Origin of the sequence: Actinotalea subterranea, from assembly GCF_008364845.1 — a bacterium.
Classification (GTDB): domain Bacteria; phylum Actinomycetota; class Actinomycetes; order Actinomycetales; family Cellulomonadaceae; genus Actinotalea; species Actinotalea subterranea.
This window is the reverse complement of record NZ_VTTP01000004.1, coordinates 217451-229932: the sequence shown is the minus strand read 5'-3', so window position 1 is coordinate 229932 and position 12482 is coordinate 217451. Positions and strand designations below refer to the sequence as shown.

The window sequence follows — 12482 nt, the reverse complement described above, 5'->3', positions numbered from 1 at the left end:
TCAGGCCTCGAGGTCGTCGGCGACGGCGCGCAGGAGGGTCGCGACCTGGGTCGCCTTCGCCTTCTCGGGGTACCGGCCGCGGCGCATGCCGTTGCCGACCGAGTCCAGGACCTTGATGAGGTCCTCGACGATGACCGCCATGTCGTCCGCGGGCTTGCGCTGCGCCTTGACGACGGACGGCAGCGGGTCGAGCACCGTCACGGACAGCGCCTGCGGGCCCCGGCGGCCGTCGGCCACGCCGAACTCGACCTTGGTCCCGGGCTTCGGGGAGGCCGACCCGGCAGGCAGCGCGGACGCATGCAGGAACACCTCATCGCCCTCGTCGCTGGCGATGAAGCCGAAGCCGCGCTCGGCGTCGAACCACTTGACCTTGCCGGTTGGCACCAGAACCCCTGACGGATCGTCGGAAACGTACGGGGACCAGGCTACCGGCCGCCGCCGACCCTGGTCCCCACCATTGCTCGCGCGCGGTCCGTGGCTGTGCTGCCCGGCCGCGCGGCGCCCGTCACCAGAAGACGGCGACGACCACGTTGAGCAGCGTGAGGCCGCCGACGGCGCCCCACACGGCGGTCGAGACGCTCTGCGCCTTGCGGTTGCGCCACACCAGGGCCGTGATGACCAGGAGCACGACGAGCTTGGTGCCGACCTTCGGGTTGTTCACGTCCGCGCCCAGGGCCTCGTTGATCCCGACGAGCGCGAGGCCCGTGACGAGCTGCGTGAGCGCGCCGTGGAACATCGCCGCGTCGATCCGCTTCGTCGGCGCCTTCATCTGGACCATGAAGGCCCCGAGGATGCTCGCGAGCCCCACGAAGTGCAGGACGAGGGCGACGTTCTTGAGGATCTCCACGGTGGCTCCCAGGGTCGAGACGGGTCGAGGTGCGGCGGGCCGGTGCCGACGCAGGAGGGCGACGTTTGTCGACAGCCCTGTCGGTATCCTAGGCGCACGTCAGCACCGGCGGACCGCACAGCCCCGTGCGGACCCGACCGGTGCGCCATGATGACCGTCCGATGCCCAGGATCACCGAGCCCACCGTCGCCGAGCACCGCGCCAAGCAGCGCGCGGCGATCCTGCGCGCCGCCGAGGACCTCGCGCTCGAGCGGGGCGGGGCAGCGGTGACCGTCGCCTCCGTGGCCGGGCGCACGGGCCTCGCCCGCCCCTCGGTGTACGCCTACTTCTCCTCGGCCGAGGACATCCTGGCGACGCTCGTCGTCGACGGCTTCGAGCGCTGGCACCGCACCCTCCAGGAGACGACGCGCGAGACGGACTCCCCCGAGGACCTCGTCCGCCTGTACTTCGCCGCGGCCGCCACGAGCGCCGCCCAGGGCAACCACCGGCTCGCCGCGGCGCTCGCCGGCGTGCGGCTGCCCGAGGCCGTGCGCGCCTCGCTCATGCGCGGCCACCAGGACACGGCACGCCCGCTCCTGGACGCCGCGCGGTCCCTCGGCGTCCCGGACGACCGCGACGAGCAGGTCGGCGCGCTGCTCATGGCCCTGGTCAACCACTGCATCGCACGCGTCGAGGCGGGGCACGACGCCGCCCGCGAGGCCGACCTCGCGGCCGTCATGGCCGTCGGCGGCATCCAGCGCCTGGCCCACGGCCCGCGCTGAGCCGGACGCGCGCGGCCCCGGGCGGCCGGCCCAGCGGTCGGTGGCGCGGTCCGCGGCAGCGTCGGTGGCACGGTCGGCGGCGCGGACGACCCCGCACGCTGCGTATCGTTGTGCGGATGGCCACGTTCACGCAGCACCTGCGCGCACGCGGCGAGGACGGGCTCGCCGCGCTGCTGGCCGCACGCCCCGACCTGGCGTCCCCGCCGCCGGCCTCCGTCCGCTCGCTGGCCGCCCGAGTCGCGAACCGCGGGAGCGTCGAGCGGGCCCTCGCAACCGTCGACGCCGGCGTGCTCACCGTCCTCGAGGCCGTCCTCGCGCTCGACGGCGTCGCGGGGGCACCCGACCCGTCGGGCGTCCCGCTGCCCCGGCTCGCCCACGCGACCGGTGGGGACCTCGACACCACGGCACGCGCCGTCGACCAGGCCCTGGGTCTCGCGCTCCTGTGGACCGAGCCGGACGCGCCCCGCACGGGCGGCCGCTCCGCTACGCCGTCGAGCACCCTCGTGCACCCCGCTCCCGGGCTCGAGGACGCCCTCGGGCCCTACCCGGCCGGTCTCGGCCCGCGCCTCGTCGCGACCCTCGCGCGGCGCGCGCCCCAGGCCCTCGAGGGCCTCACCGCCGACGTCGGTGCCCCCGAGCCCGACGCAGCGGTGACCACGGTCGAGGCGCTCGCGGCGCACCTCGCCGACCCCGAGACGGCCCAGCGCCTGCTCGCGGACGCGCCACCCGGGGCGAGAGCCGTCCTCGACGCGCTCGCCTGGGGACCGCCCGTCGGGCGCTCCCCCGCCGCCGGGAACGACCAGGGGCCGGGCCGAGCGGCCGTCGAGTGGCTCCTGCGGCACGGCCTGCTCGCCGTCGGCGACCCGCAGCACGTCGTGCTCCCGCGCGAGGTCGCGCTCGCGCTCCGGGCGGGACGCACGCACCGCGAGCCGCCCCTCGCACCGTCGCCCCACGGCCGGTCCACCCCGCTCGCGACCGTCGACGCCGAGTCCGCACGCGCCGCGGAGGACGCCGTCCGCCTCGTCGCCGCGACCGTCGCCGCCTGGGGCGCCGAGCCCCCGCCCGTGCTGCGCGCCGGAGGGCTGGGCTCACGCGAGCTGCGCCGGCTCGCCGCGCGCCTCGACGTGACCGACGCCGTCGCCGCGCTCGTCGTCGAGGTCGCCGGCTCGGCGGGCCTCGTCGCCGAGGACGGCGAGGACCCGCCCTCGTTCGCCCCCACCACGTCCGCCGACGACTGGCTCCGCCTCGAGCTCCCCGAGCGCTGGGAGGCGCTCGTCGAGGCGTGGCTCGCGTCCGAGCGCGCGCCCTGGCTCGTGGGCACCCGGGACGAGCGCGGCGGGCTGCGTGCCGCGCTCGACCCCGAGACCCGCAGGCCCTGGGCGCCCCGGCTGCGCCGGACGGTCCTGGAGGTCCTCGCCGCCGCCGGCACCGAGTCCCTGCCGGCCGGGCTCGCGGCCGAGGAGGTGCACGACGTGCTGCGCTGGCGCTCGCCGCGATCCGCGCCGCCCCTGCACGCCGTCGAGGCGGTGCTGACCGAGGCGGGCCTGCTGGGCATCCTCGGGGCCGGCGCGACGAGCACCGCGGCACGCGCCCTCGTCGTCGGGCACGCGGACGGCGGCACCGGGCACCCGGGCGGGGGCGACGGGCACGCGGTCGCGGGTGCGCACCCCGGCGGCGGCGACGGTGGGCCGGGGGCGGACCCCGGCCCGGCCCGCACCCCCGCGGCCGCGCTCGCCGGCCAGCTGCCACCACCGGTCGACGAGGTGCTGCTCCAGGGCGACCTCACCGGGATCGTCCCCGGGCGGCCCTCGCCCGCCCTCGCCGACGTCCTCGAACGCATGGCCCACGTCGAGTCGCGCGGCGCGGGCCTCACGGTGCGGTTCACCGAGGCGAGCATCCGCTCCGCGCTCGACCTCGGCCGGACCGCCGAGGACCTGCTCGCCGAGCTGTCGCGGCACGCCCGCACGGGGGTGCCGCAGCCCCTTGAGTACCTCGTGCTCGACGTGGCGCGTCGCCACGGGCGCGTGCGCATCGGCGTCGCGTCGTCGTACCTGCGCGCCGAGGACCCCGCCCTGCTCGCCGGGCTCGTCGAGGACCGGTCCCTGCGCGCCCTCGGCCTGGTGCGGCTCGCACCGACGGTCATCGCCGCACAGGCACCGCCCGTCGCGCTGCTCGCCGCGCTCCGCGAGCGCGGGCTCGCCCCCGTGACGGAGGACGCCACGGGCACCGTCGTGGTCGCCGCGCCCGACGTGCACCGCGTCCGGGCACCCCGCGGCCAGCGACGCGCCCAGCCGGGGACCGCCGCTCGCCAGGCACCGTCGGCCGAGGAGGCCCGTGACCGTCGCCTGCGCCGCGTCGCCAAGGACCTGCTGCGGGCCGACCAGGCCGAGAACGCCGTCATCGCGCGCGGCGGGACGCAGGGCCCGGACGGCACCGGCGACGGGGACGGCCCGGACGGCGGCACGGGATCGGGAACACCCGACCCCGTCCTGGCGTTGGCGCTCCTGCGGGAGGCGGCGGCCGAGGGACGCGAGGTGTGGCTCGAGATCGTCGGGCCCGCCGGGACGACCACGCGACGCCGGGTCCGCCCGCTGCGCGTCGACGAGGGCCGCGTGCGCGCCGTCGACGCGGAGCGCGAGGCCGAGCTGACCGTGGCGGTGCACCGCATCGCGGGCGTCGCGCCCGCATGAGCCGAGCCGCCGCCCGCCCCACCAGCATGACCCGATCCCCCGCCGGGGACCGCGGACCCTCCGCCGAGGAGACAGATGACTGACGGCCCGCTCATCGTGCAGAGCGACAAGACGCTCCTGCTCGAGATCGACCACGAGGCGGCGGCCGCGTGCCGCCGCGCGATCGCCCCCTTCGCGGAGCTCGAGCGCGCGCCCGAGCACGTCCACACGTACCGGCTCACCCCGCTCGGCCTGTGGAACGCGCGTGCCGCGGGGCACGACGCCGAGCAGGTCGTCGCCGTCCTGCTCGAGTACTCGCGCTACCCGGTGCCGCACTCGCTGCTCGTGGACGTCGCCGAGACGATGGCGCGGTACGGCCGGCTCCAGCTGCTCAGCCACCCCGTCCACGGGCTCGTGCTGCACGCCCTCGACCGCGCGGTCCTCGAGGAGGTCCTGCGCTCGCGCCGGACCGCGGGCCTGCTCGGCACGCGCCTGGACGACGACGACGTCGTGGTCCACCCGAGCGAGCGCGGCCACCTCAAGCAGGTGCTGCTCAAGCTCGGCTGGCCCGTCGAGGACCTCGCGGGCTACGTCGACGGCGAGGCCCACCCGATCGAGCTCGACGAGACCGGCTGGTCGCTGCGGCCCTACCAGCGCCAGGCCGTCGAGAGCTTCTGGCACGGCGGGAGCGGCGTCGTCGTGCTCCCCTGCGGCGCGGGCAAGACGCTCGTCGGGGCGGGCGCGATGGCCCAGTCCCAGACCACGACCCTCATCCTGGTGACCAACACCGTCTCGGCGCGGCAGTGGCGCGACGAGCTGCTGCGCCGCACGAGCCTGACCGAGGACGAGATCGGCGAGTACTCCGGTGCCCGCAAGGAGATCCGCCCCGTCACGATCGCGACGTACCAGGTCCTCACGACGCGCCGGAAGGGCGTCTACACGCACCTCGAGCTCCTCGACGCGCGCGACTGGGGCCTGATCCTCTACGACGAGGTCCACCTGCTGCCCGCGCCGATCTTCCGGATGACCGCCGACCTCCAGGCGCGTCGCCGGCTCGGCCTGACGGCGACGCTCGTGCGCGAGGACGGCCGCGAGGACGAGGTGTTCTCCCTCATCGGGCCCAAGCGGTTCGACGCGCCCTGGAAGGACATCGAGGCCCAGGGCTACATCGCGCCCGCCGACTGCGTCGAGGTCCGGCTGACGCTGCCCGACGGCGACCGCCTCGCCTACGCGACGGCGGAGCCCGAGGACAAGTACCGGCTCGCCGCGAGCGCCGCGGGCAAGAACCGCGTCGTCGAGCAGCTCGTCGCGCGGCACCCCGACGACCAGGTGCTCGTCATCGGCCAGTACCTCGACCAGCTCGAGCTCCTCGCCGACCACCTCGACGCGCCCCTCATCACGGGTGCGACGACGGTCCGCGAGCGCGAGCGGCTGTTCGCGGCGTTCCGCACGGGCGAGGTCACACGCCTGGTCGTCTCGAAGGTCGCGAACTTCTCGGTCGACCTGCCGGAGGCCGCCGTCGCCATCCAGGTCAGCGGCTCGTTCGGGTCACGCCAGGAGGAGGCGCAGCGGCTCGGCCGGATCATGCGCCCCAAGGCCGACGGGCGCACGGCGCACTTCTACGCGGTCGTGTCACGTGACACGGTCGACCAGGAGTTCGCGGCGCACCGCCAGCGGTTCCTCGCCGAGCAGGGCTACGCGTACCGGATCATCGACGCGGAGGACCTCGTCGCGGGCTGAGGCGTCACGCGGGGTCGACGGCCGGTGCGGGTCGCCGGCCGGCGCGCCTCGCCGGCGCCCGTGACAGCCGGGGGCGCGGGGTCAGCGGGTCGCCGCGAGCGCCGCGTCGAGTGGGAGCCCGGCGGCCCGGCGCACCACGATCTGCGCGAACCGCTGCGCGATCGCCCGGCCGCCGGCCTCGACCTGGTCGGCCCGGTCGCGGTACTGCGCGACGAGCGCCTCGGCGTCGACGTCGGGCGTGGTCTGCGCCCACCCGGCGAACGTCTCGACGGACGTCTCGGGGTGGAACTGCAGGCCCCACGCGACCTCGCCGACCCGGAACGCCTGGTACGGGTAGAGCCGCGACGACGCGAGCCACACCGCGCCCGGCGGGAGGTCGACGACGGCGTCCGCGTGCATCGAGGGCATCGCGGCGAGCACGCCCCCGGCGAGCGGGTGGTCGGCGGGGACGTCGGCCGCGAGGCCGCCCAGCAGCGGGTCGCGCGCGGCGTCGGGCCGCGGGTGGACGTCGATGACGCCGGCCTCGCGCCCGGGAGGTGCCGCGACCTGGACCCTCCCGCCCGCGGCGACCGCGAGGAGCTGGGCGCCGAGGCACACGCCGAGCGTCGGGACGCCCGAGCGCACCGCGTCCGCCAGGAGCTCGCGCGTGGCCGGCAGCCACGGCGCGGCGGTGTCGTCGTACGCGTTCGCCTCGCCGCCCAGCACGAGGAGGCCGTCGCCGACGTGCGCGGCGTCGACGGGGAGGGCGTCGCCGTCCCACGCCCGAACCACGTGCACGGTCAGCGCGGCCTCGGGGGCGGTCCCGGCGGGGGTCGGCAGCCACGCCGCGAACCGGTCCAGCGGGGCGGTCGGCGTCTGCTCGATGACGGTGAGGATCACGCGTAGGACTGTAGTGGGAGCGCGGTCAGGTCGAGCGAGCCCAAGGGCCCGACGTCACGCACGCCACACCGGCCGCGCCCGACGCGCCCTCACGCCGGCTGGGCGGCTCCTGTGAGTCCGCCGCGCACGGTGCCGGGCAACGCCCTGGCCGTTGCGGGTGGGGTGGAGGTGGTCAAGTATCAAGGGGTGGCCCACCCCCTGCGTCTCCCGGCGGCGTCCGAGCCCGGCCCGCACCGCTCACGCCGACCGGGCCGCATCGGCGGGGCCCTCGGCGTCGCCGGCACCGTGGCCATGGCCGCCGCGCTCGCCGTCGGCCTGCTGGCGACGCCCGCCGCAGCCGAGCCGCCCGTGGTCGCGCAGGACGAGATCACGGACAGCGCAGGCGTGCTCGGTGACCGCACCGACGAGGTGCAGGCAGCGCTCGACGAGCTCGCCGACACCACGCGGTACCAGCTCTTCGTCGTGCTCGTCGACAGCTTCGACGGCGCCGACCCGCTCGACTGGGCCAACGAGAGCGCCACGCGGTCGGGCCTCGGCACCGACGACCTGCTGCTCGCCGTCGCCGTCGAGGACCGCGCCTACGGGGTCTCGGTCGACGACGCGATCGCCCTGAGCGACGACCAGCTGCAGGCCGTGTCGAGCGAGCGCATCGAGCCCGAGCTGCGCGCCAGCGCGTGGGCCGACGCCGCGATCGCCGCCGCCCAGGGCTACCAGGACGCGGCCGACGGCGGCACGGGCACCGGGACCGGCGGGGGCGGTGCCGGCTCGCTCCTCACGTGGCTCCTCGTCGGGGCGGGCGTCATCGTGCTCGTCCTGGTCATCCGCTCCTTCCGGCGCAGCGGCAGCAGCAGTCAGGCGGGGGGTGCCCGGGCTGCGGGGGCCCAGGGCGCCGCAGCCCTGCCGACCGACGAGCTCAACCGCCGCGCGAGCCGCGCGCTCGTCGCGATCGACGACGCGCTCAAGACCTCGGAGCAGGAGCTCGGCTTCGCCCAGGCCCAGTTCGGCATCGAGGCGACCCGCACGTTCGAGCAGGTCATCGCCGCCGCCAAGCAGGACGTCGCCGCCGCGTTCACGCTGCGCCAGCAGCTCGACGACTCCGTGCCCGAGGGCGAGGAGCAGCGCCGCGCGATGCTCCTGGAGATCCTCGGCCGCTGCGAGCGCGCGGACACCGCGCTCGACCAGCAGACGGAGGCCTTCGACGAGCTCCGCGACCTCCAGGCGCGCGCACCCGAGGTGCTCGAGGACACCGACCGCCGCGCCGTCGAGGTGCAGGGCCGCCTGCCCGCCGCCGAGGCGACCCTGGCGGGACTCGCGACGACGTACCGGCCCCGCGCGCTCGCGTCCGTGTCGGGCAACGTCGACCAGGCACGTCGGCTCCTCGACGCCGCACGGGCCGGCGTGACGCAGGGCAGGGGCGAGGTGGAGCGGGACAGGGGTGCGGCCGTGGCGCTCGCGCGCGCCGCCGAGGACGCCGTCGCCCAGGCCGTGACGCTGCTCGACGCCGTCGCCCGCGCGGGCCAGGACCTCGCGCAGGCCGGCACGAGGATCGACGCAGGCATCGCCTCCCTCACCACCGACGTCGCCGACGCCGCGCGCCTGGCTCCCGGGGACCCGGTCGTGGCGGGTGCTGTCACGGCGGCGCAGGCCGCCCTCGAGACGGCGCGCACCGAGCGGACCAGCGGTGACCCGCTCGCGGCCCTGCGGCGCCTGACGGAGGCCGAGGCGGCGCTCGACGCGGCGCTCGCCCCGGCGCGGGAGCAAGCCGTCCAGGCCGAACGCGCACGCGACCAGGTCCAGCAGGTCCTCGGCCGGGTGGGCTCGCAGATCCGCGCGGTGGGTGACTTCATCGAGACGCGTCGCGGAGCGGTCGGCGCCGAGGCCCGCACCCGCCTCGCCGAGGCGTCACGCCTCGCGCACGAGGCCGGAGCAGCCGGCGCGGACCCGGTGCGTGCCCTCGGGCTCGCCCGCCAGGCCGAGCAGCTCGCGACAGCCGCGCAGCAGCTCGCGGAGGCCGACGTGAGCCGGTGGGAGCAGAGCCGCGGCGGCGGCTACGGCCCGGGCCCCGGGTCCGGCGGCCTGGGCGGCAACGCCGGCTCGCTCATCCTCGGCGGCATCATCCTCGACCAGATCCTCGGCGGGGGTGGCCGGTCCGGCGGGTTCGGCGGCGGCTCGTTCGGGGGCGGGGGGCGCTCCGGCGGCCGGTCGGGCGGGTTCGGCGGCTCGTTCGGTGGCGGGCGGTCCGGCGGCCGGTCCGCCGGCAGCTTCGGCGGCGGCGGCAGCCGCGGCCGCCGCGGAGGAGGTGGCCGCTTCTGACCCGCCCACCGACGCCCCACAGCCCACCCGCTCGTCCGACCACACACAGGGAAGGCACCACCGATGGCTGAGAAGCAGACGATCCTGGGCCGCATCGCCCAGCTCGCGAAGGCCAACATCAACGCGCTCATCGACCGGGCCGAGGACCCGGAGAAGCTCCTCGACCAGATGATCCGCGACTACACGAACTCGATCGCCGAGGCCGAGGACGCCGTCGCCCTGACCATCGGCAACCTGCGGCTCGCGGAGGCCGACCACGCGGAGGACGTCGCAGCCGCCGCCGACTGGGGCCGCAAGGCGGCTGCCGCGTCGACCAAGGCCGACCAGCTCCGCGCGGCCGGCAACGCCGCGGACGCGGACCGGTTCGACAACCTCGCCAAGGTCGCCCTGGGCAAGCAGATCGCGTTCGAGGGCGAGGCACGCTCGGCCGAGCCGATGATCGCCTCGCAGACGGACGTGGTCGCGAAGCTCAAGGACGGGCTGGTCCAGATGAAGGACAAGCTCGAGCAGCTGCGCTCCAAGCGCGACCAGCTCGTCGCGCGGGCGAAGTCCGCCGAGGCCCAGGCGCAGGTCCACGACGCGATCGGCTCGATCAACATGCTCGACCCGACGAGCGAGGTCGCGCGGTTCGAGGAGAAGGTGCGTCGCGAAGAGGCGCGCGTCGCCGGTCAGCAGGAGCTTGCGGCGTCGTCGCTGGACGCCCAGTTCGAGGAGCTCGAGGCCGACTCCGGCGCCGTGGAGATCGAGGCACGCCTCGCGGCCCTCAAGGCCGGCGGCCCGGTCGCCTGACGGTCGCGGCAGGGCTCGGCGCCGCCCGGCGTCGGGCCCTGCGCACCGTGGGTTCACAGGAATCTCCCAGCCCGCGTCCAGGTCGCGCCGGGCCACGGGGACCACACTGGACCCATGGCCGATGCCGCACGCACCCCCGAGGCCCGGCTCGTCGTGGTCGACGACGAGCCGACCATCCGTGAGCTCCTGACGACCTCGCTGCGCTTCGCGGGGTTCGAGGTGCACGCCGCGGCCGACGGCACCTCGGCCCTCGCCCTGGTCAAGGACGTGGAGCCCGACCTCGTGGTCCTCGACGTCATGCTGCCCGACCTCGACGGCTTCGCCGTGACGCGGCGCATGCGCGAGCGCGGCCAGCAGGTGCCCGTCCTGTTCCTCACGGCGCGCGACGACACGGCCGACAAGGTCACCGGCCTGACCGTCGGCGGCGACGACTACGTGACCAAGCCGTTCAGCCTCGAGGAGATCGTCGCGCGCATCCGCGCCGTGCTGCGCCGCACGAGCGCCGTCGCCGCGGCGGACACCTCGGTGCTCCGCTACGAGGACCTCGAGCTCGACGAGGACTCGCACGAGGTCCGACGCGCGGGACGGCCCGTCGACCTCTCCCCCACCGAGTTCGCGCTCCTGCGCTACCTCATGCTCAACGCCGGACGCGTGCTGTCGAAGACCCAGATCCTCGACCACGTGTGGCAGTACGACTGGGGTGGCGACGGCAGCATCGTCGAGTCCTACATCTCCTACCTGCGACGCAAGATCGACCGTCTCCCGGCCGGCGAGGACGGCCCCGACCCCGAGCCGCTCATCCACACCAAGCGCGGCGTGGGCTACGTGCTGCGCCGCGCACCGGGGACGCGATGAGGCGCTGGTCCCGCCTGCCCCTGCGGACCCAGCTGACCGTCGTGTTCGCGGGGCTCCTGGTGGTCGGCCTCGGGCTCAGCGGGGTCGCGGCCCTGACCCTGCTGCGCCAGTCGCTCGTGACCCAGCTCGACAAGCAGCTCTACACCGCGGCCGAGGAGTACATCGAGCGGAACCCGAGCCGCGAGACGGGCATCGGCGGCGAGCACGACCTGAGCGAGTACCAGGCCGTCGTCTTCTCGACGTCGGGCGAGGTGCTCGACGAGCGCGCGGCGTCCGTGGGCACCGACGCGGCCCCGGACATCCCCGCCCTGACGGCCGCCGAGGTCCTCGAGCTCGACAGCCAGGGCTTCACCGTGAGCTCGACGGACGGCGAGGTGACGTGGCGCGTGCTCGCCCGGCCCCTGGTCACCCAGGACTCGCAGGTCGTCGGCTCCGTGGCCGTCGCACTGCCCATGACGTCGGCCCACGCGACGCTCGAGCGCATGCGCACCGTCCTGCTCGTCATCGGCGCGACGGTCGTCGGCCTCGGCGCGTTCGCGGGCTCGTGGGGCGTGCGGCACTCCCTGCGGCCCCTGCGCCAGATCGAGGACACCGCGGCCGCGATCGCGGACGGGGACCTGAGCCGTCGGGTGCCCGACGCCGAGCCCAGCACCGAGGTGGGCCGCCTCGCCGTCGCCCTCAACGGGATGCTCACGCAGATCGAGCAGGCCTTCGCCGTGCGCACCGCCTCGGAGCAGCGCATGCGCCGGTTCGTCGCCGACGCGAGCCACGAGCTGCGCACCCCGCTGGCCACGATCCGCGGGTACGGCGAGCTGTACCGCATGGGTGCGCTGACGGGGCCCGACGACGTCCCGCGCACGATGGCGCGCATGGAGGACTCGGCGAAGCGCATGGGCACCCTCGTCGAGGACCTGCTGCACCTCGCCCGCCTCGAGGAGGGGCGCACCCTGCGGCACGAGCCCGTCGACCTGGCCGTGCTCGCGGGCGACGCGGTCGCCGACCTGCGCGCGCTCGACCCGACGCGCCCCGTGCGGATCGAGCCCCTGCCGGGCCGGGCGTCGATCGCCGGTGCCGTCGCCCTCGGCGACGAGGACAGGCTGCGGCAGGTCGTGAACAACCTGGTCGGCAACGTCGTGCAGCACACACCGGCGGGGACGGCCGTGGAGCTCGCGGTGGGACCCGTCGCGGGGACGCCCCGGGCCGACGGGGTGGCACAGGTGCGCATCGAGGTCCGGGACCACGGGCCCGGGATCCCGCCGGAGCACGCCGCTCGGGTCTTCGAGCGCTTCTACCGGATCGACGCGGCACGGGGCAGGGACTCCGGCGGCGCGGGCCTCGGCATGGCGATCGTCGCCGCGATCGTGGACGCGCACGGCGGCTCGGTCGAGGTGGACCGCACGGCGGGCGGCGGGACGACAGTGCGCGTGACGCTCCCGGGGGCCACGCCCGCTCCGGGACCCGGACCGGGCGGGCCGGGCGGCCCGGGCGCAGCGGCGTCGACCCAGCCCTGAGACCGTCGGCGGGCACCCGTCCCACCCCGCGACCACGCACCCGTGCGCCGGGCGGCAGCACCGTGGTGGCGGGTCTACCATTGCGACTCGTTGTCCCCGACACGATGAGGCACGGCGA

General features: G+C 76.1%; 10 protein-coding genes. 7 read left to right on the top strand and 3 right to left on the bottom strand.

The window, feature by feature from the left end; all coding sequences use genetic code 11:
* Both FZ988_RS09740 and FZ988_RS09735 read right to left on the bottom strand, forming a co-directional pair.
* Positions 1-384, bottom strand: coding sequence for a cold-shock protein (locus FZ988_RS09740; protein WP_149203819.1), 384 nt, complete (start codon positions 382-384; stop codon positions 1-3).
* A 121-nt stretch (positions 385-505) separates the two neighbouring features.
* The gene (locus tag FZ988_RS09735; RefSeq protein ID WP_149203818.1) at positions 506-847 is read right to left on the bottom strand and encodes a hypothetical protein; all 342 of its coding nucleotides are present in this window, start codon (positions 845-847) and stop codon (positions 506-508) included.
* A gap of 161 nt (positions 848-1008) precedes the next feature.
* On the opposite strand from FZ988_RS09735, the gene FZ988_RS09730 reads away from it, so the two are divergent.
* The 3 genes from FZ988_RS09730 to FZ988_RS09720 all read left to right on the top strand — a co-directional run bounded on the left by FZ988_RS09730 (position 1009) and on the right by FZ988_RS09720 (position 6017).
* The gene (locus FZ988_RS09730) at positions 1009-1608 is read left to right on the top strand and encodes a TetR/AcrR family transcriptional regulator (protein ID WP_149203817.1); all 600 of its coding nucleotides are present in this window, start codon (positions 1009-1011) and stop codon (positions 1606-1608) included.
* Positions 1609-1724: 116 nt separating this feature from the next.
* Positions 1725-4298, top strand: a complete 2574-nt coding sequence (locus FZ988_RS09725) for a helicase-associated domain-containing protein (protein WP_149203816.1) — start codon at positions 1725-1727, stop codon at positions 4296-4298.
* Positions 4299-4373: 75 nt separating this feature from the next.
* Positions 4374-6017 carry a DNA repair helicase XPB gene (locus tag FZ988_RS09720; RefSeq protein ID WP_149203815.1) on the top strand — a complete coding sequence of 548 codons (1644 nt, stop codon included), beginning with the start codon at positions 4374-4376 and terminating at the stop codon, positions 6015-6017.
* 81 nt (positions 6018-6098) lie between these two features.
* Here FZ988_RS09720 and FZ988_RS09715 read toward each other — a convergent pair whose 3' ends face one another.
* Positions 6099-6896 (bottom strand): type 1 glutamine amidotransferase, encoded by a 798-nt coding sequence (locus FZ988_RS09715; protein WP_149203814.1) that lies wholly within the window; start codon positions 6894-6896, stop codon positions 6099-6101.
* A 186-nt stretch (positions 6897-7082) separates the two neighbouring features.
* On the opposite strand from FZ988_RS09715, the gene FZ988_RS19150 reads away from it, so the two are divergent.
* The 4 genes from FZ988_RS19150 to FZ988_RS09695 all read left to right on the top strand — a co-directional run bounded on the left by FZ988_RS19150 (position 7083) and on the right by FZ988_RS09695 (position 12364).
* Positions 7083-9209, top strand: a complete 2127-nt coding sequence (locus FZ988_RS19150; protein ID WP_281287176.1) for a TPM domain-containing protein — start codon at positions 7083-7085, stop codon at positions 9207-9209.
* Between the two features lie 63 nt (positions 9210-9272).
* On the top strand, positions 9273-9998 hold the full coding sequence (locus tag FZ988_RS09705) for a PspA/IM30 family protein (RefSeq protein ID WP_149203813.1): 726 nt from the start codon (positions 9273-9275) through the stop codon (positions 9996-9998).
* 114 nt (positions 9999-10112) lie between these two features.
* Positions 10113-10853 (top strand): response regulator transcription factor, encoded by a 741-nt coding sequence (locus FZ988_RS09700; RefSeq protein WP_149203812.1) that lies wholly within the window; start codon positions 10113-10115, stop codon positions 10851-10853.
* Positions 10850-12364: a sensor histidine kinase gene (locus tag FZ988_RS09695; RefSeq protein WP_149203811.1), complete on the top strand. Its 1515-nt coding sequence runs from the start codon at positions 10850-10852 to the stop codon at positions 12362-12364. Before FZ988_RS09700 ends, FZ988_RS09695 begins: the two co-directional genes overlap by 4 nt.
* Positions 12365-12482 lie beyond the last annotated feature (118 nt).